The sequence below is a fragment of the Vibrio furnissii CIP 102972 genome (assembly GCF_000176175.1).
Lineage (GTDB): Bacteria > Pseudomonadota > Gammaproteobacteria > Enterobacterales > Vibrionaceae > Vibrio > Vibrio furnissii.
Map to the genome: position 1 here is coordinate 126753 of NZ_ACZP01000014.1, position 23705 is coordinate 150457.

19 protein-coding genes are annotated in these 23705 nt (G+C 51.3%); 6 read left to right on the forward strand and 13 right to left on the reverse strand.

Going from position 1 to position 23705, the window contains the following annotated elements; translation table 11 throughout:
- The 6 genes from VFA_RS10875 to VFA_RS10900 form a co-directional block, all read right to left on the reverse strand.
- Positions 1-576 (reverse strand): polysaccharide biosynthesis/export family protein, encoded by a 576-nt coding sequence (locus VFA_RS10875; RefSeq protein ID WP_004726865.1) that lies wholly within the window; start codon positions 574-576, stop codon positions 1-3.
- Complete coding sequence (locus VFA_RS10880; RefSeq protein WP_004726866.1) at positions 577-1863, reverse strand: outer membrane beta-barrel protein; 1287 nt, start codon at positions 1861-1863, stop codon at positions 577-579.
- Positions 1847-3262, reverse strand: coding sequence for an undecaprenyl-phosphate glucose phosphotransferase (locus VFA_RS10885; RefSeq protein ID WP_004726867.1), 1416 nt, complete (start codon positions 3260-3262; stop codon positions 1847-1849). Before VFA_RS10885 ends, VFA_RS10880 begins: the two co-directional genes overlap by 17 nt.
- 230 nt (positions 3263-3492) lie before the next feature.
- Positions 3493-6645 carry an efflux RND transporter permease subunit gene (locus tag VFA_RS10890; RefSeq protein ID WP_004726868.1) on the reverse strand — a complete coding sequence of 1051 codons (3153 nt, stop codon included), beginning with the start codon at positions 6643-6645 and terminating at the stop codon, positions 3493-3495.
- 9 nt (positions 6646-6654) lie between these two features.
- On the reverse strand, positions 6655-7776 hold the full coding sequence (locus VFA_RS10895; protein WP_038151608.1) for an efflux RND transporter periplasmic adaptor subunit: 1122 nt from the start codon (positions 7774-7776) through the stop codon (positions 6655-6657).
- Positions 7777-7951: 175 nt separating this feature from the next.
- Positions 7952-9043: a ketoacyl-ACP synthase III gene (locus VFA_RS10900; RefSeq protein WP_004726870.1), complete on the reverse strand. Its 1092-nt coding sequence runs from the start codon at positions 9041-9043 to the stop codon at positions 7952-7954.
- 265 nt (positions 9044-9308) lie between these two features.
- On the opposite strand from VFA_RS10900, the gene trxC reads away from it, so the two are divergent.
- Positions 9309-9743: a thioredoxin TrxC gene (gene trxC / locus VFA_RS10905; protein ID WP_004726871.1), complete on the forward strand. Its 435-nt coding sequence runs from the start codon at positions 9309-9311 to the stop codon at positions 9741-9743.
- Positions 9744-9940: 197 nt separating this feature from the next.
- The gene (locus VFA_RS10910; RefSeq protein ID WP_004726872.1) at positions 9941-11095 is read left to right on the forward strand and encodes an MFS transporter; all 1155 of its coding nucleotides are present in this window, start codon (positions 9941-9943) and stop codon (positions 11093-11095) included.
- A 122-nt stretch (positions 11096-11217) separates the two neighbouring features.
- Here the strand turns inward: VFA_RS10910 and VFA_RS10915 are convergent, their stop codons facing one another.
- Positions 11218-11613, reverse strand: coding sequence for a nitrous oxide-stimulated promoter family protein (locus VFA_RS10915; protein WP_004726873.1), 396 nt, complete (start codon positions 11611-11613; stop codon positions 11218-11220).
- 106 nt (positions 11614-11719) lie between these two features.
- Here VFA_RS10915 and VFA_RS10920 point away from each other — a divergent pair, with 106 nt between their 5' ends.
- Positions 11720-11899, forward strand: coding sequence for a DUF2986 domain-containing protein (locus tag VFA_RS10920; RefSeq protein ID WP_004726874.1), 180 nt, complete (start codon positions 11720-11722; stop codon positions 11897-11899).
- On the opposite strand, the gene VFA_RS10925 is transcribed toward VFA_RS10920, so the two are convergent.
- Entirely contained in the window at positions 11888-12361 is a 474-nt protein-coding gene (locus tag VFA_RS10925) for a LabA-like NYN domain-containing protein (protein ID WP_004726875.1), read from the reverse strand. The two genes, VFA_RS10920 and VFA_RS10925, sit on opposite strands and share 12 nt — an antisense overlap.
- A gap of 200 nt (positions 12362-12561) precedes the next feature.
- Between VFA_RS10925 and VFA_RS10930 the strand changes: the two genes are divergently transcribed.
- The gene (locus VFA_RS10930; protein WP_004726876.1) at positions 12562-12993 is read left to right on the forward strand and encodes a DUF4174 domain-containing protein; all 432 of its coding nucleotides are present in this window, start codon (positions 12562-12564) and stop codon (positions 12991-12993) included.
- Here the strand turns inward: VFA_RS10930 and cobA are convergent, their stop codons facing one another.
- The 4 genes from cobA to nirB form a co-directional block, all read right to left on the reverse strand.
- Complete coding sequence (gene cobA / locus VFA_RS10935; RefSeq protein ID WP_004726877.1) at positions 12994-13716, reverse strand: uroporphyrinogen-III C-methyltransferase; 723 nt, start codon at positions 13714-13716, stop codon at positions 12994-12996.
- Positions 13717-13973: 257 nt separating this feature from the next.
- Positions 13974-14786, reverse strand: a complete 813-nt coding sequence (locus tag VFA_RS10940) for a formate/nitrite transporter family protein (RefSeq protein WP_004726878.1) — start codon at positions 14784-14786, stop codon at positions 13974-13976.
- A 162-nt stretch (positions 14787-14948) separates the two neighbouring features.
- Positions 14949-15272, reverse strand: a complete 324-nt coding sequence (gene nirD, locus VFA_RS10945; RefSeq protein ID WP_004726879.1) for a nitrite reductase small subunit NirD — start codon at positions 15270-15272, stop codon at positions 14949-14951.
- 13 nt (positions 15273-15285) lie between these two features.
- Positions 15286-17847, reverse strand: coding sequence for a nitrite reductase large subunit NirB (gene nirB / locus VFA_RS10950; RefSeq protein WP_004726880.1), 2562 nt, complete (start codon positions 17845-17847; stop codon positions 15286-15288).
- A gap of 738 nt (positions 17848-18585) precedes the next feature.
- Here nirB and VFA_RS10955 point away from each other — a divergent pair.
- Complete coding sequence (locus VFA_RS10955) at positions 18586-18777, forward strand: hypothetical protein (RefSeq protein WP_038151613.1); 192 nt, start codon at positions 18586-18588, stop codon at positions 18775-18777.
- 139 nt (positions 18778-18916) lie between these two features.
- Complete coding sequence (locus VFA_RS10960; protein WP_004726882.1) at positions 18917-20731, forward strand: hypothetical protein; 1815 nt, start codon at positions 18917-18919, stop codon at positions 20729-20731.
- Positions 20732-20888: 157 nt separating this feature from the next.
- Here the strand turns inward: VFA_RS10960 and VFA_RS10965 are convergent, their stop codons facing one another.
- Complete coding sequence (locus VFA_RS10965) at positions 20889-22907, reverse strand: Ig-like domain-containing protein (RefSeq protein ID WP_004726883.1); 2019 nt, start codon at positions 22905-22907, stop codon at positions 20889-20891.
- Between the last annotated feature and the right edge of the window lie 798 nt (positions 22908-23705).

The window sequence follows — 23705 nt, forward strand, 5'->3', positions numbered from 1 at the left end:
TTAGAAAAAACTCTGTTCGACGATGATGGTGTCACCGGGTTGAATAAGGTGCGTTAACTCGACTTTTTTTATTAGTTCATGGTTTGAAGCAACGCGGATGTTGATGTCTTTGCGATCGGCCCGATCGGTGAAGCCGCCCGCTAACGCGATGGCTTGTTCAACCGTTAAATTCGGCTGGTATTCGTACCCGTTCGGTTGTTCAACCTCGCCTGAGACGTAAATTTTTCGAAACTCGGCCAAGTTCACCGTCACCATTGGGTTGAGCAAATAATCGCCCCGTAAACGGTTTTCGATGTCCGCTTCCACTTGTGACGGCGTTTTGCCAGTCAGCGTGATTTCACCGATGTACGGGAAGTTGACCACGCCCGCTTTCGATATTTTCAACTTCATCGACATGTCTGGTTCGCCGTGAACAATAATGTCGATCATATCGCCCGTCCCGAGATGGTAATCCTGCAGCTCACGTGCTGGGGCATCATCCACAGATTGTGCTGAGGGTGACGGCGTCTCTTGAGCCGACACAGGCGATACCACCAGCCACATCAAACTCAACCATGCAATAACTAATGCTCGCATCTAAATCTGTACCTTTAATTGCAACTGAATCAGAGATTGTTCATACCCCAAGTGTCGTAGCACCTGAGTGTTTCCGTTATTAATAAAGAATGCGTCCGTCTCTTTATTGGAACGCATATCGCTCCATTGATAATTCATTTCAAGACGTATCGAGGGTCGGAAATCGTATCCAATCGTCACTTTCGCAACTTGGTTTTTATCAAAACGGTCTTTGTTAGGAATACGATAATCATCGGTTTGATAACCGTAATCTAACGTGGTGGAAAAGCGATCAACCCACCAATAATGCGTCCATGCGATGCCATATTTGTTATCCAAAACATAGCCGCCTTCCTGCTCGGGATCTTTCACTTTTTGCCAAGTGTAGAGTGTAAACTCAGAATGCTTGACTGGCTTCCAGTTTGCTTCGATATCCCAGTTAAAACCTTTAAAATCCTCGGCATTCTCATCATTGGGAAACTCCTTGTAGAGCAAGGCAACGTTCCCCTCGATGGTGGTCTTGCCGGTACGCTCACTTTTTAACCCAAACAGCAAATAGTATTCATTACTGCGCTTGTTGCTGGCGTGCTCGTAGTGGCGTCGGTTGGTAATAAAACTGTAGCGAAAACGGCTTTTGCTGCTGTATTGGTCAAACAGATCAACCACTAAACTGTCTTCCCGCCACTCCTGCTCCAGCAAGTAGTCGTAAAACGCTGGCGATGCCTGTTCGATGTCGTCAGTGTCGCGAAAATGGAGCTGCTTGCGTTGCAATAACACTTCCAATTTACCGCGACCTTCTGGCGCGCCGTAACTGTAGCGAACGCTGGTATCAAGCAGCGAATTTTTCAATCCTTGTTCGTCAAAGCCATATTCAGCGAATTGACTGTCGGTAAAGCCTTCCGACATGTCCTGACCACGCTTTTCTTGGCCTAACGTTTGCGAGATGTTGAGCGTGAGTCCGTGCATGCGCCCAAAACGCCACGCGTTGTCCATCATGAAAAAATGGCGATCGTAATCGTCCGCCGCAGAGTCGTCATAGCGACGAAACTCGCCGCTGTACATCAGGGTGTATTTGTCTTCGCCCCGTTCCCCCACCGCCTGCAAGGTTGGGGTGACGGTCCAGAAATCCGAAGCCACGGCCGGTGCAGCGTTTTGTTGGTAGGTCACGTTGTCGTCGTGACCATAATCCACACCCACTTGGCTTTGGAAATCAATGCCCGCCGGCCCAATATGGGACTTGGGGGTTAACTCTGCGTGCGCGGCCGGAACCAACGCCGCAATGCATAACGCACTAGTAAGCCGTCTCACTCACAAAGCCTTTAAATACGGTCAAAAAGATAATTTTGATGTCGAGCCACAGGCTCCAGTTTTGCATGTATTGAATGTCGTAACGTACACGTTTTTCCATTTTGTCGACCGTTTCCGTTTCACCACGGTAACCGTTGATTTGCGCCCAACCGGTAATACCCGGTTTGATTTTGTGGCGAATCATATAGTTATCAACAATCTTACGGTACTGCTCATTGTGTGCGACCGCATGTGGACGCGGACCAACGATGGACATTGAGCCCTGCAGCACGTTGAGGAATTGAGGCAATTCATCGAGCGATGTCCGGCGAATGAAAGCACCAAACTTGGTCACGCGTGGATCGTTTTTGGTCGCTTGGGTCACCACCGCATCGTTTTCCATCACTTTCATCGAGCGGAATTTCCACACTTTGATTTTCTTACCGCCCAAACCGTAACGGTCTTGCTTAAACAGCACTGGGCCAGGTGAGCTCAGTTTCACGCCAACCGCCACCGCAATGAGAACGGGAGAAATCAGCAATGCAATCATCGAACCAATCACAATGTCTTCGATACGTTTGATCACTTTACCCATGCCATCAAATGGCGAGCTGAAAATACTGAAGGTTTGTACGCCGCCAATGCGTTTCAACTGCGACACATTCAGATTGTAGGTGTAAAGGTCTGGCACCAGATAGGTATCCACTGTGCTGTCTGACAATTCATCCAGATAGTGACGAATGCGATCGCGTGCCACCATCGGCAGCGCAATGAACACTTCGTCGATCCCGCCCTCTTTGGCCAGTTCAATCAGTGGCGCGACTTTGCCTTTCATCGGCGAGCGAATCGGGTACGCAAAGCGGTTTTCGTTGCGATCATCGTAGAAGGTGATTTCGAGATCTTGCGGGCGATGCGCACGCATCAAGGCACGTTCAATGGTCAAACCGCCGGGGGTCAAACCAATCACTGCCACGCGGCGCTTTTTATTCATCGATTTACGCACCAAACGCACGATTGAGATGGTGACCATGCGCACAGCAGCCAAACACACCAGCAGCAGCACGTACCATTGATAAAAAATGGTGTTGTTCAAATTGGTGATGGTGTACCCATCCAGATTGCGGAAAGTGTATTTCACCACCTGCATCGCCAAGGCGGCAACAATCAACGTACACACTAAACGAACGAATGATCGACGAACTCGGCTCAGCACACTGTGTGCGTACAGGTTGATGTATTCGCCGGCAAGAAGAAAGATAACAGAAAACAGGAAAGCAGCCGTCGCATCGATGGCGGTTTCTTTTGCACCAATCAAACGAATGATAAAGGTGAGAGAGATATTAATGATCAGAAAATCGACGATTTTGAGTAAAGTCGCATAGCCATCGCCTGCCAATTGCAACGCTTTTCTTGATTTCATGGATGAATCGCCTAGTTAGAGGTACTCTACAACTACAACATGTTGCAGATAAACATACTACAGATGATTTGTGACTACCATGTTCCTGCGGCGAATTTCAGTCTCCATCCCAAAAATCACGGCGATAGATTAGAAGATTATTGAAAAGCAAAATGTCAATTTTGAGTCAGGATTAGAGTAGAAGCACTACCACCACGGAACTCGGCGGTAGTGCTTTGATCTACGACAAATTATTCGTCATCTAAATCCACTAAACGTGTGTTTCCATGATGAATTTTCTCACGTTGGCGTTGCACCAATGCATAAAATCCAGGAATCAAAAACGTACCGGCAAGCAGCACACACAACAAGCCGCCGACCAGCGAAATCCCCAGCGAGTTTTGGCTGACATGACCTGCGCCAGACGCGAAGATCAGCGGGAAAATGCCGAGGATAAACGACCAAGACGTCATGTTCACCGCACGAAAACGCAGTTTGCCGCCATCAATCGCCGCTTGTTCAATCGGCAGGTCTTTCTCTTCACGTTCCATCTTGGCAAATTCTACAATCAAGATGGCGTTCTTCGCCGCCAGTGCAATCAATAACACCAAACCAATTTGCGCGTACAAGTTCAGCGCGGTTCCGGTCAGGGTCAACGCAATAAACGAGCCCAACGTCGCCACTGGCACCACCAAAATGATCGCCAGCGGAATACTCCAGCTTTCATACTGCGCCACCATGAACAGGTAGATGAAGATCAGCGCCAGTGCAAACGCGTAAATCGCTTGGTTGCCCGCCAAAACTTCCTGATACGCCATTCCGGTCCACTCATATTGGTAACCTTGTGGCAGCGTTTGCGCAGCAACACGTTCCATTGCAGCCAGCGCATCACCACTGGAGTAACCCGGCGCAGGTTGACCTTGAATGATCGCGCTGCGATACATGTTGTAACGCCACGCCACATCTGGCTCAAACACTTCGCTGTAGCTGACTAAGGTGCTGAGGGGAATCATGTCCCCAGACGCCGAGCGCACGTGGAAATGGTTCAAATCGTCCATTGAGTTTCGATGTTCGCTGTCGGCTTGCATCGTTACGCGGAAGTTTTTACCGAACATGGTGAAGTCGTTGACGTACATCGACCCCAAATTGCCTTGCATGGTTTGGAAAATGTCCGACAGCGAAATCCCCAGCTGTTTGGCTTTTTCACGGTCGATATCGACGTAGTAATGCGGCACGTTGGCACGGAAGGTACTGAACGCGTAAGCGATTTCCGGCTGCTGCATCGCAGTGCGAATCACATCGTCCATCACCATGGCCAAATCGTTTCGGCTTCGGCCCAGCGCATCTTCGAGCACAAATTCAAACCCGGAAGCAGCCCCCATGCCCGGTACGGCCGGTGGCCCCATGGCAAATACGATCGCTTGCGGCAAGGTTTGCGCCGCATGGCCGTTGATGCGCATGGAAATGGCGTTCGCCGAGTGATCGCCCGGTAACGCGCGGCGCGTTTCCCAATCATGCAGTTTGATAAACATCGACGCACCGTTCGACGCCGCGGCCCCCGTCATAAACGAGTAACCGTTCGCCACGGTCACGCCATCCACGCCCGGCTCTTTCTCGACCATCGCCATCAGTTGCGCAGTGGTCTCTTCAGTGCGAGACAACGACGCCGAATCCGGCAACTGAACGTTAACCAGCAAAATGCCTTTGTCTTCTTGCGGTACAAACGCGGTCGACGTGTTTTTCGCCATCCAGCTCACTGCACCAACGGCAACCACAAAGAACACGATCAGCATCAGGCTTTTCTTCACCAGAATGCCAGCAATTTGTCCGTAGCGATTCGTCACGTGTTCAAGGCCGCGGTTAAACGCTTTGAACCAGCGCGCAGTGTTATCACCGCCCTGCTTCAGCACCATCGCACACAGCGCTGGCGATAGCGTTAACGCGTTGATCGAAGAGATCACCACCGAAATACAGATGGTTAGGGCGAACTGGCGATACATGATGCCGGTGATGCCCGGTAGCATGGCCACAGGCAGGAACACCGCAAGCAGAACCAGGGTTGAGGTGATGATGGGGCCGGTCACCTCTTTCATCGCCATCAAGGTCGCTTGGCGCGGGCTGAGTGTTGGGTCTTTGGCCATCGTGGTATCGACGTTTTCGATCACCAGAATCGCATCGTCCACCACGATACCAATCGCCAGAATCAAACCAAACAGCGTCACCGTGTTGATGGTGAATCCGGTCATCAGCATGACCGCAAACGTGCCGATCAACGACACCGGAATTGCGACCACCGGAATCAAGGTCGAACGGAAGCTACCCAAGAACAGGTACGTGACCGCAATCACCAGAATAATCGCTTCCACCAACGTTTTGACAACGCTTTTGATCGACTCAGCCACGAACAGTGTGGTGTCATAACTGGTCTCATACACCATGCCGTCCGGGAAGTTACCGCTGAGGGTTTCCAGCATGTCCATCACGGCTTGGCCACTTTCCAGCGCGTTCGCATCCGATTGCAGCGACAAGGCAACAATCGAGGAATCACGGCCACGGAATTTACCATTGCCATCGTAGAACTTCTTGCCCAGCTCAATGCGAGCAATGTCTTTCAGGTAGATGCTCGAACCATCGTTATTGGCACGCAGCACGACATTTTCAAACTCTTGCACCGATTCCAAGCGACCTTTGGTCACAAGGTTAAACTGCACGTCCTGCGCATGGTTGTAGGGCGCAGCACCAATACGCCCAGCGGCAACCTGCACGTTCTGTTCGGCCAACGCCGCATACACATCCGAGGTGGTCAGTTTCAGACTGGCCATTTTCTTCGGATCCAGCCACACGCGCATCGCGTATTCACCGCCGCCAATCACGTTGACTTCACTGATACCTTTAACGCGCGCCAGTTGGTCTTTGACGTTCAAGTTCACATAGTTGGTGAGGAACATGTCGTCGTAGCGGCCATCGGGTGAGAAGAAGTTCAGCACCATCAGCAAATCTGGCGAACGCTTTTTCACTGTCACGCCAACCATGCGCACTTCTTGCGGCAGTTTCGATTCGATCTGCGCCACACGGTTTTGTACGTTGACCTGAGCCATGTCCGGATCCGTGCCGACATCGAACGTCACCGTCAGGTTATACGATCCGTCATTGGCACTTTTCGACGACATGTAGATCATGTTTTCGACGCCGTTGACCGAGGTTTCAATCGGGTCGGCGACCGCTTGTTCAACCACCTCCGCGCTGGCGCCGGTGTAGAATGCTGTAACGCTCACCGACGGCGGACTGATTTTAGGATATTCCGCAACCGGCAGGATCGACAACGCGATCGCGCCCGCCAGCGTCAGAATAATCGAAATGACCAGCGCAAATTTGGGGCGCTGAATAAAGAAACGACTGAGCATAACGTCCCCTTACTCTTGAGTCGCAGGCTGAGGACGCACCGTCAGACCGTTGCGCACACGTTGTAACCCTTGAGTGATCACCACGTCGTCGCTGCTAATGCCAGACTTAATCACGATGCCTTGCGGCAGTTGCGTGCCCAGTTCAACATTGCGGCGCTCCGCGACATTGCCTTCGCTCAGCACCATCACATAATGACCTTCCAAGTCCATTTGAACCGCTTTGCGCGGGATCACCACCACGTCGCTGGCATGCTTGCTACGCAGCATCACGTTGACATGCTGGCCTGGCAAAAGGCGATGCTCAGGGTTAGGCACCAAGGCGCGCATGGCAATTGTTCCGGTGTTGACGTCGATGCGGTTGCCGAGAAAATCCAGTTTCCCGAGGTGGGGATACAGTTCGCCATTTTCCAGCACCACTTGCACGTCTACGCCGTTCGCTTCGCTCGACCCATCGCCCTGCACTTTGTCCATGGCAAACGCCAAACGCTCACGTTCACTGATGTTAAAGCGGGTACGAATCGGGTCTAGGCTCACCAATGTGGTCAGCACGCCACTAGAGGGCGACAGCAGGTCACCTTGGCTCACTTTGCTGCTACTGATGCGGCCCGTAAATGGCGCGCGAATTTCGGTGTACGAGAGATTCACTTCCGCCAAGTTAAGCTGGGCGCGAGCCGCTTCCACCGCCGCTTCTGCGCCGAGTAAATTGGCATTCAAGTTATCAAATTCAGACTGAGAAATACTGCCGCGAGGCAACAGGGTTTGCGCGCGTTTAAAGTCCATGTCGGCTTTCTTTAGCCCGGCCTGAGCCTGAGCGAGCGCGGCTTTTGCGCTGGCAACTTGCGCCGTGAATGAGGATGGCTCAATGCTGTACAGCAGTTGGCCTTTTTCGACAATCTGGCCTTCCGCGAAATGACGCGCTTGCAAATAACCCGTCACCTGCGCGGTGATGGCCGTATCTTCCATCGCTTCCGCGCGGCCAATGTAGGTCGTGCTCGGTTGATACGCTAAGACATCAACGGGCGCCGTGACCACCAACGGAGCGTTGGCCGGGGCAGCAACCTGGGTTGCATCCTGACAACCCGCTAATAAAAAAACCGCTGTCGTAGCGGCGAATAGAGTACTTTTTTTCATGACAAACCAATTTATCGATCTTGATGCATGCAATCTAGGCAAAGGGTTTGCAAGAAATGTCCGAGGATTATCAAGAGAATCGGGGGAATTGTATCAGTCTGTAAGTTCTGAAAATGGCGTGTAAAGGCCAATAAAAAAGGGCGATGAACGCCCCTTTTTCAATAATCTGCACCAATCAATCAGCGGCGTGATGACGCTTGCAGTGCTCGATTGCATTTTCCAACAATTGCAATGCGGTTTGCTCGCATGCTGGCAGCGTGGCCTCGCTACGCGACAGCGGTGTGACACGTTCGCCCCATTTAATGTGGCCAGCGCCCCATGTCAGCCCAGCGCCAAATGCCGCCAACAGAAGGTTATCACCCGGTTTGATTTTGCCAAGCTCCAGTGCTTCACACAGCGCAATCGGCACCGTGGCCGCCGACGTGTTGCCGTAGTTCTGAATGTTCACAAACGCTTTGGCTTGATCGATGCCCGACAAATCACACAAGGTTTGAATAATGCGGATGTTCGCTTGATGCGGAATCACCACATCAATGTCGTCTTTGCTCAGGCCACTGCGCGCCAGCACTTGCTGCGCTGCAGCGCCCATGCCTTTCACCGCACGTTTGAAGATTTCTCTGCCGACAAAATCAAACGTCCAGTACCCGTTTTCTTCATCAAAACGATCCATCGCAGTACCAAATTTCGGCACGGCCAGAATATCACGCCCCGCCGCATCACAGCCGATTTGCGCATCTTGCAGGCCAACCGGCGCGTCCGTGCGGCTCAATACAGCAGCGCCCGCGCCATCACCAAATAGCACGGCGGTGTCACGTTTAGTCCAATCCAAATAGAATGACAGACGCTCTGCACCAATCACCAGCGCATGGCGATAGTTGCTGGCTTGAATCAAGCGTGTCGCGGTTTCCAGACCATACACGAAGCCGGTACAGGCAGCATTGAGGTCAAACGCAGCCGCTGCGGTAATCCCTAAGTTCTGTTGCACTTTCGAGGCAATGTTTGGGATCAGAGAGTCCGGTGAGCAGGTCGCCACAATGATGAGGTCAATATCGTTGGCATCAAGGCCGGCACATGCCAGCGCATGTTTCGCAGCCACAGTCGCAAGATCGGAGGTGTTCACATGGCTAATGCGGCGATTTTCAATCCCGGTACGCGAGCGAATCCACTCATCGTTGGTTTCAAGAAAGGTACCCAGATCGTCATTGGAGAGCGTCGCGGGTGGCAGGCACTTACCCCAACCCGTGATTTCGGCATAAAACTTAGTCATTGTAATCCTGTTTTTTGTTGTCGTTATCTATTGTAATCGCGCAACCTGCCCCCACATGTTGTGTTAGAGAAAGTGAGAATGAGCAGGCGAACTGTGTCTCTTCATAACATCACGCACAAAAGAAATACACAATTCGACGACCATTGAAATTTGCGCAAACGCGTAAATTATACGCTGATTTGCCCCCGAACGTTAAGGGTTCAGCCCAACAACCCGCCGTTTCGAAGCTTCGGGGATGCAACCAGCAACTGATTGAGAGGAAGTTATGACCACATTCAACACACGTTGCCCATCTTGCCACGGCCTGAACCGTGTCCCAACAGAACGCATCTCAGAAAGCCCCAATTGCGGCAAATGTCAGGCCTCGTTGCTTGATGGTGCACCGATTGAAGGCACCGAGGCCAACTTTGACGCCTTATTGCAAAGCGCACAGCCGGTAGTGGTCGATTTTTGGGCGCCGTGGTGCAACCCGTGTGTCGGTTTCGCGCCCATTTTTAGTGACGTGGCGGAAGCTCGCAAAGGCCAAGTTCGCTTCGTGAAAATCGACACCGAAAGCCAGCAGAATTTGGCGGCAAAATTTCAGATTCGCAGCATTCCAACCATTATGGTGTTCAAAAACGGTCAAAGAGTCGATGTGATCAACGGCGCGTTGCCAAAATCCCAGTTTGATCAATGGCTCAACCAAGCGTTAAATAAATAACTCCAGAGCAAAAACAGACAATAAAGTTGGCATTTTTTACTGAATTATGCCAACTTAACCCCTCATTTCACTGCTTGGCAGATTGATAAAATTTGTTAATCGTCAAGACCATAATTTTTCGTTTTACCTTTCCTGTCTTTAGTTCCATATTCGCCGCGAAAATCCCCTGTTCTTCCACTTGATTTCGAGGCTACGCCGTGAATACGTCCGCTGTTCCTGCGCAACGCATTTCAGTGCCAGTCATTGCTTTGGCGCTGTACGCGATCGCGTCTGGCTACTTGATGAGCTTGATCCCGCTCATGCTTTCTCACTATGGACTAGAAGAATCGTTGGCCAGTTGGCTGGCGAGTGTGTTCTATGCAGGTTTACTGCTGGGCGCGATGATCATGGAACCGTTTGTCAATCGTCTGGGTCACCGGATGGCATTTATTTGGTGTTTGGCCATTTTGCTGCTGTCGATTGTGGCATTGCCCTCAATGCCGTTTGCCTCGGCATGGCTGATCACACGCTTTATCGCGGGTGTCGCGGTTGCTGGCGTATTTGTAGTGGTGGAATCTTGGTTGTTGCACGGTGACGAATCTGGTCGTGCAAAACGTTTGGGCATCTACATGGCGTCGCTGTACGGCGGCACCGCGATTGGTCAATTGGGCATCGGCGTACTGGGCATCTCTGGTGGCGTGCCGTTCATTGCCATCACCACACTGCTGCTGTTAGCGTCTGTGGTTTTGATTTACGGTGAATCCGATCAACCGCCAGCACAACATTCTGCCAGCTTGTCGTGGAAACAGATGAGCAAATTGAGCCATGCAGCCATTATCGGTTGTTTGGTGTCGGGCCTCACCTTAGGCGCCATCTACGGCTTAATGCCGGTGGAATTGGCATCCCGTGGCATCGGCAACACACAAATCGGCACCTTGATGGCCTTGGTCATTTTGGGCGCGATGGCGGTGCAACCGATGGTGCCTTGGCTGTCTAAATTTTTGGGGCGTAAATTGCTGATGGCGATGTTCTGCCTTGTGGGCGCAGGTGCAACCGCACTGCCTTTGATTTACTCAGGCCTCAATATGTTGGCGGCCGGTCTGTTTTTGCTGGGTATGGCGACATTCGCGATTTACCCAATTGCGATCAACCTTGGCTGTGACAAACTGGATGCAAGCTACATTGTTTCCGCAACCCAAGTGATGCTGTTTAGCTACAGCGTGGGTTCTGTGGCAGGCCCAGTATTGGCCGACTGGTTTATGCAAGGCACACAAGGCCTATTGGGCTACCTGTTTGTGACCCTGTTGGCAACGTGTATCTACATGTTGATGTCGAGCGTGAAAACCAAACGCGAATGGGTGGCCGGCGAATAACGCCAGCACATCAAATACACATATCGTATTCAGAAAAGGCAAGCTTCGGCTTGCCTTTTTTATTGGCGTGATTCGTCGTTAGCGAGATTTGCGCCTGTGAGTTGGTGTTTCGTGGCAGAGATTCATTTCACCTGTTGACGCTGATGACGATTAGACTGGTTCGCCGGAGGCTTGGCCGGCACTCGGCGGCGCTCATGCAGCAAGTGACGCACCGCCAAAATGGGATGATGCAGTAACATTCGCGGCCCCGCGTAGCGCATCACCGCTCGCATCTGCGCTTTGGGTTCGGGCTTATAACAATGAATCGGGCAACGATTGCAAGTTGGCTTGTGCTGACCATAGGGGCAGCGATCAAGGCGTACCTCTGCGTAATGTTGCAGCGCGCGACACGCTTCGCAGAGTCCATCCTCACCTTTGATCTCACTTGGATGATGCGCTTTGCAGTAAATCTGCAGCATGCCGTGCACCGTTTTAAACTCCGTCAACAACGCGCCGCCCAGCAGCGATGACAATGCCATGTAGTCACCCTTTCAAACCAATCGAAAACCGTGTACGCGGCTGTTGAGCTTACGGCTGAAAACAAGTAAGCTCCGCACCTCGCAACCTTGACTCCCAGAGCCAGAGATGAACCGTAAAAAGAGAATCAACCAAATTTTAAAAACGAAGCTGAAAAAGCAAAACGCGAAACTGCACAACAGCAACAAGCCTCGTTATATTTCTAAAGCTGAACGCGCCAAGATGGAAGCGGAACAAGCGGCCGCAGACGCGACCGTGGACGAAAGCGTCACCCCATCAGAGGAGTAACGCACCTTCAATCGTGACGTAGCGATTGGCGGCGTCAACCAAGCTTCTCGCCGTCAATCCTGGCACACCATACACTTCTACTTGCTTGCCGTATTTATCCTGAATACGCTTGGCTAGAATATCGAAATCCCCGTCACCCGAGACCAGTACCACCGTATCCACGTCGGGTGCCAGCTCAATCGCATCTAAAGTAATCCCAACATCCCAATCCCCCTTCGCGCTGCCATCAGAACGTTGAATGTAAGGTTTCAACATCACTTCAAAGCCGATGCCCCGCAAAATATGGTGGAACTGACGTTGGCGGCTGTCGTTGGAGGCAATCGCGTATGCGTTGGCTTTGACGACATGGCGACCGTTCGTCACCTGTTGCCAAAAATGGTTATAGTTAAAGTGTCGCTGGTAGCGTTCTTTGCAGGTGTAGTACACGTTCTGAACATCCACCAAAATGGCAATCGTTTCCATAATTTTCGTCTGTGCTGCGCGGGCTGGTGAACTCGGGCTCCCGAAGGAACGTAAGAGTAACAAGACCCGAATGTCTTAAAAGGCGGTAAGTGTGCGACCTTACCACACAACTTGCCTTGAACGCGAAAGTTGACGTCACGCGGATACCTGTCATCCAGCCATTGTGACCCTTGGACATCGCCACAGGAGGACGTATGAGAATGAAGTTATGGGCTCTTTGCCTAAGCGCCCTGCCGCTGCTGGCCTTCGCCTACCCACTGAACTCGAATGCATGGTCACATCGCAGCGTGCTGTTCTTCGCGCCAACGGAAGATGATTATGTGCGTCAGTTCTTACTGGAGACCCTGATGCACGAATGCGAACTGGAAGAGCGTGACGTTGTCACCATAGTCATCACCGAAGACGGCTTCAGCTATCCCACTTGGCTTAAACACGAATTCAACCTGCAGGATGTGTCGATGATTTATCGTGTCCCGACCGGCAGTCACACCACGCTGCTCGTTGGCAAAGATGGTGAAGAAAAACTGCGTTGGGGCAAAACCACCGACTGGATGCAGGTGAAAAAGACCATTGATGCCATGCCGATGCGCCAACAAGAGATGCAGCGACGCGTTAGCCGCTGCCAAATCTGATCAGCCTTTAAACCATTTGAGCTTCTCGTGCAGGCTGGTGACGCTGCCCACCACAATCAGCGCTGGGCTCTCGGCCTGTTGCGCCAACTGAGGCAAAGTAGCCAGATTGCCGCGGTAAACGCGCTGCTGCGCCGTCGTGCCCCGTTCAATAATGGCGCATGCGGTGTCACCGCTTAGTCCCGCATTAAGCAGTTGTTCGGTAATGTGCGGGCTCTGTTTGAGGCCCATGTAAAACACCAAGGTTTGGTTGCTTTGCGCCAGAGATTGCCAGTTGATGGGTTGACCATCTTTTTGCAAATGACCGGTGATGAACTGCACGCTCTGCGCGTGATCGCGATGGGTCAGCGGAATGCCCGCGTAGGCCGTTGCTCCGGCCGCTGCGGTGATGCCCGGTACAACGTCATACGCAATCTGGTTATCCGCCAGCACTTCAAGCTCTTCACCGCCACGACCAAAGATAAACGAGTCGCCGCCTTTCAGACGCACCACGCGCTTACCTTCGCGCGCTTTATCGACCAGAATCTGGTTGATTTGATCTTGCGGCACGCAGTGAAAATCGAGTTGTTTGCCCACATAAATGCGTTCTGCGTTTTGCGGGGCTAAATCCAGAATCGCTTGAGACACCAACCGGTCGTACACCAGCACTTGCGCGTGCTGAATCACGCGCAGCGCTTTCACGGTCAGCAGATCCGGATCGCCCGGTCCGGCACCAACCAAAGACACAAAGCCAGCGCATGCCTCTGGGCATTCCTCTGAGCATTCCTTTGTGAATAGCTCAGTAGGAAGCGAGGTCGAGTGAGATGTGGGATGAGTCGTCATAGCAGCATCAATCCATTCAAATTTGAGTATAAAAAGTCACCCTCTGCGCCGCTGGCGGTGGAATGATGACTTGTTATCGTCAAACCTCAGTTGTGATCTCCTCGCTCGGGTTTACAGCGCGCGAGGGAAAGGCTCCGCTTGCGCGCGGAGCCTCAGCTCAATTATTTAGTGCTCAACGCTGGTGCTGTTTTGGCGTGAGTCAGGTAGAGCGGAATGGCGGTAAACAGCAGACCACCAACAATGTTACCCAGAATGGTTGGGATCAGGTTGAAGTTCAACCAAGTCGCGATACCAAAGTCAGCGCCAAGCATCATGCCCAGTGGGAACAGGAACATATTCACCACCGCGTGTTCAAATACCAACGCGAAGAAGATGAAGATGGGCAGCCACATGGCGGCAATTTTACCCGCGACGCTGCGCGCGGTCATGTTACCAATCACGCCCAGACACACCATCAGGTTACACAGAATGCCGCGCACAAAACAGGTGATCCAACCGTCTACGCCCAGATTTTCAAACCCCACCGTCCGTGCAGTGGCCACTTTAATAAAAGTTTGACCCACAGCGTTCGGCTCGACACTGAAGTTCATGGTCAGTGAAAGCGCAATCAACGCTGCGACAATCAGCGAACCGATCAGGTTGCCTAACCCGACCAAACCCCAGCAGCGCAGCACGCGTCCCCACGTAGCCCCTGGGCGGTTGTCGAGTTTTGCCAGCGGCGCCAAGCCAAACACACCAGTCACCAGGTCATACCCCATCAGGCTTAGAATACAAAAGCCCACCGGGAAGACCAGCGCGCCCACCAAGCCAATGCCGGTTTGGGTGATGGCAGTAATCGCGACGACAACCGCCAAGGAGAGAATGATCCCGGCCATGGTGCCGCGCAAAATCAAATCACGCGCCGCAGTTTTGATTTTGGCTTCGCCAACGTCCACCATGGTTTGAACAAATTCAGCGGGTTTTAATGCAGACATAAGTGTGTCCCTATCTAAAAAGTGAAATTTAAAAGTGAAAATTGAATAGAGAAAGGCATCGAGAACATCGCTATAAACGGGGGGCTGATGCGTCAAGAAACCTTTGTCTATTGAATCGTCGATGGAGCGACATCCCTCCTCCGCAGAGGAGGGATGGTCTGATTACGCGGCGATTTCCACGTCACCGTTCACCACTTGGGCGCGATACGCTTTCACGCTGAACTGCGCATCTTCCATACACAAGCCCGTGCTCAGATTAAAGCGCTGCTTCTTCAGCGGGCTAGCCACCCACAGCTCGCCTTGATGTTCACAAATCAAGCCGCGTGACAGCACATTGGACTGAAAGTACGGGTCCGTATTGCTGATCGCCAATACCGCTTCAGCCTCAGTTGGACGAAAGACGGCAACCTGCTCGCCATTGACCAGTGCACACACGCCAGTGCCTGGAATGATGTCGTTGATGTGACAGATTTTTTCAAAAGACATAATCCACCTTCCCTTATGCTTCAGTCGCCGCGACGTGCAGAATGTCGCCTTTGGCTTGCGGATGTTTTTCAGTAAATGTCGCCGGACGATGCTGCGCACGCTCTGGCACAAACACCACGTTGTCATCACGCTGGTCTGAGTTAATGAAGTGCGCGAAACGCGTCAGTTGCGATTCATCGTTAATGGTCGCAGTCCACTCACATTCGTACTCGGCCACCAGTTTGGCAACGTCGGCTTCAAGCTGGTCGTTGATGCCCAGTTTGTCGTCCACAATCACTTCGCGCAGGTAGTCGACGCCACCATCCAGATTGTCCATCCAGACTGAGGTACGTTGCAGCGGCGCCGCGGTGCGAATGTAGAACATCATGAAACGGTCGATGTATTTAATCAGTGTTTCACGGTCAAGATCGCTTGCCAGCAAATCCGCGTGACGCGGTTTCATGCCGCCGTTCCCACACACGTACATGTTCCAGCCCGCGTCGGTAGCGATGATGCCCAGATCTTTGCCCTGCGCTTCCGCACACTCACGCGTACAACCCGACACACCAAACTTCATCTTGTGCGGCGTACGAATGCCTTTGTAGCGATTCTCAATAAATGACCCTAAACCGACGGAGTCTTGCACGCCGTAACGACACCAAGTTGAACCGACACAAGTTTTCGCCATGCGCAGTGCTTTGGCATAGGCTTGACCGGTTTCAAATCCAGCTTCAATCAGTTTGCGCCAGATGGCTGGCAGGTCATCTTTTTGCGCACCGAACAGGCCGATACGCTGCGCACCAGTCACTTTGGTGTACAGCTTGTACTCTGCCGCCACAGCCGCGAGCGCGCCCAAGGCTTGCGGCGTCACTTCACCGCCTGCCATACGAGGAATGACTGAGTAAGTGCCGTCTTTTTGAATGTTGCCAAGGAAGTTGTCGTTGGTGTCGTGCAGCTTCACCAGTTGGGGTTTCAGAATGTGCTCGCCCCAGCAAGAGGCCAGAATTGAACCCACCAACGGTTTACACACTTCACAGCCGTAACCTTGGCCATGTTTTTCCAACAACTCATCAAAGGTTTTGATCTCTTCGATGCGAATCAGGTGGAACAGCTCTTGGCGTGAATACGCAAAGTGGCCACACACATCGTTCTTCACTTCGATGCCTGATTTCGCCAGTTCCGCATTCAGTACCGACGTCACCAGTGGAATACAACCACCACACCCAGTGCCAGCCCCTGTCGCTGCTTTGACTTCTGCCAACGTATGACACCCATTGGCCACCGCTTGCGCGATTTTGCCTTTGGTAACATCGAAACAAGAGCAGATCACCGCGCTTTCCGGTAGCGCGTCTGCGCCCAGAGCGGGTTTCTCTGCGCCAGCATGCGCCGGCAGAATCAGCGTATCCGGATGTTTTGGCAGCTCAATTTCGTTAAGCATCAGTTGTAGCAAGTCACCGTAGTCAGCGGTGTCGCCCACCAGCACGGCGCCCAGCAGTTTTTTACCATCTTCAGAAACGATAATGCGCTTGTACACTTCCTCTTCTTCGTTCTGGTAAACGTAGCTTTTGCAATTGGGCGTGCGGCCATTGGCATCGCCGATGGAGCCCACTTTTACGCCCAACAATTTCAGTTTGGCGCTCATGTCTGCGCCTTCAAAACGGCTGTCGTTGCCGACGATGTGATCCACCGCGACGGTCGCCATTTTGTAACCCGGCGCGACAAGACCGAAGAATTTCTCGTTCCACGACGCACATTCGCCAATGGCGTAGATATCCGGATCGGAGGTTTGGCAGTGATCGTTGATGGCGATACCACCGCGCGGTGCGATGTCTAGCCCCATTTGACGCGCCAGCTTGTCTTGCGGACGAATACCGGTTGAGAACACGATGAAGTCCACTTCCAGCTCAGAGCCGTCGGCAAACTTCATGGTGTTGCGCGCCGTGGTGCCTTGCGCCACGATTTCTTGCGTGTTTTTGCTGGTGTGAACCTGCACGCCCATGTGCTCAATTTTGTTACGCAGTTGCAAGCCACCTTGCAGATCCAACTGCTCAGCCATCAGCACCGGGGCAAATTCAATCACGTGGGTTTGCACGCCGAGCGCTTTGAGCGCGCCAGCCGCTTCAAGACCCAGCAGACCACCACCGACCACTACGCCGCTCTTGCTTTTCTTCGCGCACGCTTCGATTTCTTTGAGATCTTCAATGGTGCGGTAAACGAAACAGTCTTTGCCTTCGTTGCCTTGGATTGGTGGCACAAACGGATACGAACCGGTGGCCAGAATCAGTTTGTCATATTGGACTTCACGGCCCGCACTGGAGTAAACCGTGCGCTGCTCGCGATTGATGTTGATTGCACGTTCACCCATGTGGACTTTGATGCCGTGCTTTTCATAGAAACCCGTTTTAACCAGCGACAGCTCTTCTGCGGTGTGGTGGGAAAAATAGGAGGAAAGGTGCACACGGTCATAGGCGACGCGCGGCTCCTCACAGAAAACAGTGACGTCGAGTTCAGACGCATCCATTTTCTCCACGAGATCTTCGATATAGCGATGGCCGACCATGCCGTTACCGATGATCACTAGCTTCAACTTGCTCATACGGATTCCTAGATAATTGTCATATTTCGTTAAGCAAGATTGTTAATTATGAAAGAAAATGAATTCATGATGTAAATCAATTACAAAATTAAACTACCCTAAAGGGGTAGTATGATGATTCACAACTCATTAACAGCAAGGCATTTGCCATCACACCTTCGCCATTGCTCGGGGCCATTCAGCCAAGACAATCATTACCAAATTGAAAGTAGCAGACAAAAAAATAGGTCACCCACAGGTCACCGATACTTTCTGAACCCAGCGCATCAATGATGGCTGGATGGGTTGCATCTGTTCATCGTGTAAGTCGGCATAAAAGTGAGCATTGATGCCTCACGAGCCCGTGAAATACGGCCTTCGCACCATAAAAGTGTTTCATGTGTTACATGCTAATGTAACAGTTCACACCACCGCACCCGCGCCGTGGCCTTTTGCTAACTCATTCGTTTATCTCGTGTTTTATACGAAACGATGAGTTTCACGCCACATCCCATCAACCATGGTGTGACACCGCAAGTGTCCGCGGACAGTTCACCAAATCACAATCCTCATGATTTTCAATCCATTAAGATCAGGATCGCTTCTTGCCTTTTAACCCGCATCCGCCTTATCGGCAGACCCGTTTCAAACGCTACCAGCAATTTGGCCTTTGAAGCAGATCCGTAGTTTGACCCGGTCATTCAGCCGTATCACACCATGCGACTTGCTCAACGTCGCTGACTCTTTGGAGAAAAAGTCATGAAACACATTCATTTAAAAGCGCTTGTCCTTGCTGCAGCTTTGGCTGCTTCAAGTGTTGGTGTCAGTTTTGCCGCAACATCGAACCACGCAAACCAAGCACCCGGAGCCAACACCAACACCATCATCACCATGCCAACCACATCGTACCGGCCTTGTGACGAACCCGATACCTGTCGTGATTTGGGTTAACAGTGCATCCGACAGGCACCGTTTCAATCACTAACCAAGGTGCTTGTGCGCTGATCATGTTCGGTGCCAAGCCCTGATATGCGGTAAGCGTCATCACTTACCGCCTTGCCTTGTGCGAAAGCACATAAGGAGCAATAAGATGAACATCATACAGGCTCGGAAGTTCCTTCTGGCCGGTATCAGTGCGTTATTTGCAGCGTTACTCAGCTTTTCCGTGATGGCTTCTCTTCCAGGATTGGATCATGAAGAAATGGAGATGGATGGTAACGTTGAAGATACAAACTTTGATGGTCTTCCAGACTGGGAAACCATTAACGACCAAGCCACTTTGGTCGGTATCGCAGAGTTCTTCCAAAAAGATAAAAACGGCACCGACGAAATCTTCTGGAAAGGTAGTTCCAAAGATGAAATCGACATCACCGAATGGTGGTTCCGTTCCGGCTCACCCCAGCCAAAAGATGACTTTACTAACGCTTATGCTGCGGCGTTTTACAACGATCAAGGCGAATTGTTGCTGTACTACGGTGCCGATCGCTACGCCAACAACGGTGATATGTACGTCGGTTTCTGGTTCCTACAAAGTAACGTCGGCATTCCAGAAGGTCAGGCACGGGGCGAGTTCTACGGCGCTCACGCTGACGGCGACATCTTGGTGTTGATCTCGTTTCCGCAATCGGCCGCGGGTAAACCTTACATTCAAGTATTGGAATGGCAAAGCGGCGGTGGAGATGTGGCCACCAACTTAGTTGAACGGTTTGTCACCTTTGGCGACCCGAAAGATCCAAGCTTTGTTGGCGCAAAATGTGGTGAAAGTTTCCTTGGAAACGACTTGGTGTGTGGGATTGCCAATGAAGAACCGGTGCCCTTACCCAATGTGGCAGGCTGGACTTATCAAGCCAAAACCGGGGAAACCAACGAGTTTCCATATGAATCGTTTGTCGAAGGCCGCCTCAATCTGAGCCAACTCTTTTTAGGCCGTGACATTCCTTGTTTCTCCAGCTTCTTGGTGGAATCGCGTGCTTCACGATCCATTGATGCCAGCTTGGCTGACTTCGTCGTCGGCAGTTTTGAGTTGTGTAGTATCGATGTGTCGAAAACCTGTAGCACCGCCAGTTTTAACAACGATGGTACGTTCAATGTGGACTACACCATTCAAGTGAAAAACACTGGCCCAGGGACCATTGATGGCTCACAAATCGTGACCATTGATGACACCCCAAGTGACGGCACCCCATTTATGCTGACCAATAGCGCGGCAGGTTACGGCGCGGGCTCAGTCTGGGAAGTCAACGAAGTACTCAACATCATGGGTTCGTACGTGTCTGATGTGAACGGGGGCACCAACTATGTCACCGCCAGCGTCACCACCGGCCCAACGTCGTCCATTTCCGATTCGCTGGATGCGGCGGTTCCGTGTGATGCGTTGCAATTGACGCCATTGCTAACCATCAGTAAAGCCTGTGATGCGTACCTCGAAGCCACGGGCGGACTATTGGCCGTCGCGAAACAGTATGAAATCGAAGTGTGTAACACCGGTAACGTCCCATTAGACGTCACCAGTTTGACCGATGACAAAGACGCCTCACTCAATGCCAGCTTCGATCTGGATTATGCACTGAGCTGTAACGACCCATCCGATACCAGCTGTGGGGCGGGTAATGAATGTGCGCTGTTTAATTCAGAAAGTAACCTGTACGCCTGTCGAAATACCGCAACCACGGAGTGGATGCCAGCAGGCAGCGGAGGCGACATTTGTGTGGTCACGTCCGGTTCGTACTACCCAAGTTCACTGGCTGAACTGGTGGGCATGAACGGCACATTGTCGAATCAAGCGACAGTCAAAGCCACATCGCCCGTCGCAGACACTGGCTTGCTGAGCACCGTCGGACAACAATCCGACCCAGCAACCTGTGATTTGTGCCCAGCACCAACCACACCGCCAGCCTCGAATTAATGGGCTGACAGACAGTGAATGAGCTGACAGACCATGAATCAGCTGACACACAAAAGGGGCGATAAATCGCCCCTTTTTATGCAATGGATACAACTGATGTAATGGAGATAACTGATGCAATAGATACCGCGCTGGGTGATTGTCTGTTGCGATCCGTTTAACGCGTTTTACCTTTCCCGCCTTTTGACCCCGAAGTGGTCTCCGAACCGGAACCAGTACTGCTCTTTTGCAGCTCGATGTTCACGGTCGCGGTCGCGGTCGCGGTTCCATCAGTGATGGTGTAAGTAAAACTGTCCGTCGACTTGAACGATTTCGCAGGCACGTACGTCAGCGTACCGTCACCATTGGCATAGACCGTCCCTTTGCTGCCTTGACTAACCGACACCAGTTGCAAGTTGTCGCCATCGGCGTCGTAGTCATTACTCAGCACATCAATGGTGACCGCGGTGATGCTGTTGATGATGACCGTTTCACCCATCGCTTGTGGCGCTTGGTTGGCCGTGCCAGTGTCGCTGCTCGTCACTCGCACTTGATTGGTCGCACTGCTTGTGGCGCTGCTACCTGAGCGTTGCGCGTTTGCTTGCACCCAATAGTCCGCTGCGTCTGCGTCGCTTGGCACCATCACACTCATGCTCACTTGCTGCGTTTCACCCGGCTGTAAAGTCAGTTGGGTTTGACTCAAGTCTGCGCTCCATCCGGTGGGCAGCGTGTCACTGAACGTGAACGTTGCCGAGCCACACTCGCTGGCATCATTGTTGGTCACCGAGTACGTGAATTGGACGGCGTCCCCCGCCTGAGCATTGACGATCGCGGTGCTGCTGGCCGTCAGTGTCGCCGATTCAACTGTGCACGTTGCCGCGCTTTCATTGCCATACAGCACCTCCAACGTGACACTGGCAGCGTCTGACGACACCACGCTGATGCTGATACCGTTGTGTGCATCTTGGTAGGTCTGCCCCGGATGTAAGCTGATGTCATACCAATCCGACCCTTCATCAGTCGCACTTTCTGGCGTTGTATCTAGCAACAAACTGCTGCTTGGCGTGTTGTCTGTGCCTTCACGCAAACGCACGCCATCCAGATAGTGCGCATAGTAAGTCCCAAACGCACCATCAAACCCAACCGCTTGACGGTATTCAATGTAGTACCATTCCGCATTACCGCTGGCATTGATGCCCTTCAACACTTTCAGCGTTTTGGGCGCGCTGTTATCGCTTTCTTCAAACACCGACAACGTCACCAAGCCGCTGCTTTGCAACGTCACCACGCGGTTGTCTAACCAGCCCAACTGCTCTTTGTGGAAGCTGTTGAAATGCGTGGTGTAGGTTGCGTTCCCCATGGCGCTTAAGGTATCGCCATACTCGGTCACGGTGCAGTTGCTGCCATCGGTGACGGCCGTGCCACACTCTTTTTTGTTAGCATGATACAGCCCCAAGTTATGGCCCAGTTCATGGAATACGGTGTCGGCGGCAAAGCGGCGAATAAAGGTATTTTTGCCCGACACTTCGGCCTTGCCCGACCAAGAGCACGCGCCGTAGTAAGGCATCAGGTACATCACATGATCATAGGCGTTTACGTCGTAGCCACTGCTCGCCAAAACAGCTTGTGCTTTCATCGCCAGATCCGGTGTTTTGCAGCTGGTGGTGTCGTAATCAACCACAATGGAAGGCGCAACCTGCCCTGTCAGGCTCATCGCGCCGTAAGAAGTTTCTTGGAAAAATTGATTGGCTTGGTTGAGCACCAGCTCACTGATCTCCGACGTGGTGTAACGATCAACGTCATAAGATGGCGCATGTACTTCGACGACTAAAATCGTACGCTCGCCACTGATTGCCGTTGAGTTGGTTGACGTCACTGTGGTTGTGGTTGACGAAGACGACCCCGTAGATAAAAGCGTGATGCCTTCATCGTCGACAGCGAACTTGTCGTTGTTCGCTTGACCGTGCAAACGCACATGCTGACCCGATTTCAACCAACCGGGATTGTGGGCTAAGGCGATTTCACTGCGATTGTTCTGATTGTCGATGAGCCAATATTTCAGCTGACTATGACCTTGAAAATCTTCATACTCGATACTTAACGTCCCTTCCAGCGCAGTGGTTTGTGCTGCGTAAGCGGTATTTACAGACATAAGGACGCCGATGGACGCAAACAGGCCCAGCGAAAATTGGTTCATATCAAACCTCGCGGTAAAGCAAAAACACAGAGAAGAGTCATTCGAGTTTGCGACAGCAAATCGCTGATATAAATAAAATTGCATACCACTGCAATTTTTATTTAATGATCAGAGAAATATCTCTACATTTATAGGGTGTATAACAGTTTCATTGCAATCGCGTACATATATTCCATTGCAATGACGATCTTGTGAATTAAATTAAATCTAAATCCCCCCTCAATATAAACCAATGAATATTGAGAGCATCACTAAATCATAAAACTCATGTCACTCACGAGATGCTTTATCAGTAACCAGTCGCATATTTCTATTTAGCTTGCCGAATAAAATACCTCTTGAGCGGTGAGAATACTAACAAAACCACTGGTTAAAATTCAACCAATTTTATTTATAAAATGATAAATAAATAGAAATCGACGGAGAATCAAAAACCTACAAATAAAAATAAATGGTGAAATTCATTTTCCATCAAATGAAGAGAAATTAGACTAACAGCTCGAAAAAAGACAACATTCCTTTGTCATGAATACAATAAATATCAAAAAGTTGATTCACGAAATGACAAACTTTTGACAATGACAAAAAAACGTCATTTTATCTCTAACTGATATTTAATTCAGGGAAGAAATACCATCATACGACGATATACACATGGCAACACATCGATTATAAACGGAGAACATGAATTTTATTAATTGTCGATATCATATTGCCTTTTATAAAATATAACAAAATTAATACCCCTAAGATTAACACACTCAATAAAATACCAATCGTTTAAAAACAAACTGTATT

Bases quoted from the DNA above. Each gene is read 5' to 3' on its own strand.
- VFA_RS10930 (WP_004726876.1), top strand. From the start codon at position 12,562: ATGAAGTTATGGGCTCTTTGCCTAAGCGCCCTGCCGCTGCTGGCCTTC.
- VFA_RS10960 (WP_004726882.1), top strand. From the start codon at position 18,917: ATGAACATCATACAGGCTCGGAAGTTCCTTCTGGCCGGTATCAGTGCG.
- VFA_RS10955 (WP_038151613.1), top strand. From the start codon at position 18,586: ATGAAACACATTCATTTAAAAGCGCTTGTCCTTGCTGCAGCTTTGGCT.
- VFA_RS10940 (WP_004726878.1), bottom strand. From the start codon at position 14,786: ATGTCTGCATTAAAACCCGCTGAATTTGTTCAAACCATGGTGGACGTT.
- VFA_RS10890 (WP_004726868.1), bottom strand. From the start codon at position 6,645: ATGCTCAGTCGTTTCTTTATTCAGCGCCCCAAATTTGCGCTGGTCATT.
- VFA_RS10875 (WP_004726865.1), bottom strand. From the start codon at position 576: ATGCGAGCATTAGTTATTGCATGGTTGAGTTTGATGTGGCTGGTGGTA.
- VFA_RS10895 (WP_038151608.1), bottom strand. From the start codon at position 7,776: ATGAAAAAAAGTACTCTATTCGCCGCTACGACAGCGGTTTTTTTATTA.
- VFA_RS10920 (WP_004726874.1), top strand. From the start codon at position 11,720: ATGAACCGTAAAAAGAGAATCAACCAAATTTTAAAAACGAAGCTGAAA.
- VFA_RS10915 (WP_004726873.1), bottom strand. From the start codon at position 11,613: ATGGCATTGTCATCGCTGCTGGGCGGCGCGTTGTTGACGGAGTTTAAA.
- nirB (WP_004726880.1), bottom strand. From the start codon at position 17,847: ATGAGCAAGTTGAAGCTAGTGATCATCGGTAACGGCATGGTCGGCCAT.
- VFA_RS10900 (WP_004726870.1), bottom strand. From the start codon at position 9,043: ATGACTAAGTTTTATGCCGAAATCACGGGTTGGGGTAAGTGCCTGCCA.
- VFA_RS10925 (WP_004726875.1), bottom strand. From the start codon at position 12,361: ATGGAAACGATTGCCATTTTGGTGGATGTTCAGAACGTGTACTACACC.
- VFA_RS10885 (WP_004726867.1), bottom strand. From the start codon at position 3,262: ATGAAATCAAGAAAAGCGTTGCAATTGGCAGGCGATGGCTATGCGACT.
- trxC (WP_004726871.1), top strand. From the start codon at position 9,309: ATGACCACATTCAACACACGTTGCCCATCTTGCCACGGCCTGAACCGT.
- VFA_RS10965 (WP_004726883.1), bottom strand. From the start codon at position 22,907: ATGAACCAATTTTCGCTGGGCCTGTTTGCGTCCATCGGCGTCCTTATG.
- nirD (WP_004726879.1), bottom strand. From the start codon at position 15,272: ATGTCTTTTGAAAAAATCTGTCACATCAACGACATCATTCCAGGCACT.